General features: G+C 52.3%; 2 tRNA genes. Both read right to left on the bottom strand.

The window, feature by feature from the left end:
- Window positions 1–84 precede the first annotated feature (84 nt).
- A tRNA-Cys gene (locus tag AAEY68_RS21180) sits at window positions 85–158 on the bottom strand.
- A gap of 32 nt (window positions 159–190) precedes the next feature.
- Window positions 191–266, bottom strand: a tRNA-Gly gene (locus AAEY68_RS21175).

Genomic DNA, 266 nt, shown 5'->3' with positions numbered 1-266 from the left:
TCGAGGGATTTTAAATCCCTTGTGTCTACCAATTCCACCACTCGGGCATCGAGTTTGCTAATTAAAGCGTGTGGAGTGTTGAAATGGAGGCGGAACCCGGAGTCGAACCGAGGTAAACGGATTTGCAATCCGGTGCATGGCCACTCTGCCATTCCGCCCCAATACTGGAGTAATAACCTTGAGATAAACTTGGAGCGGTACACGAGGCTCGAACTCGTGACCTCGACCTTGGCAAGGTCGCGCTCTACCAACTGAGCTAGTACCGC

The sequence above is a fragment of the Pseudoalteromonas sp. RB2-MNA-CIBAN-0110 genome, from assembly GCF_040309305.1.
Lineage (GTDB): Bacteria > Pseudomonadota > Gammaproteobacteria > Enterobacterales > Alteromonadaceae > Pseudoalteromonas > Pseudoalteromonas arctica.
Note: the sequence above shows the minus strand (reverse complement) of the source record. Positions and strands in the feature narration are given on the sequence as shown.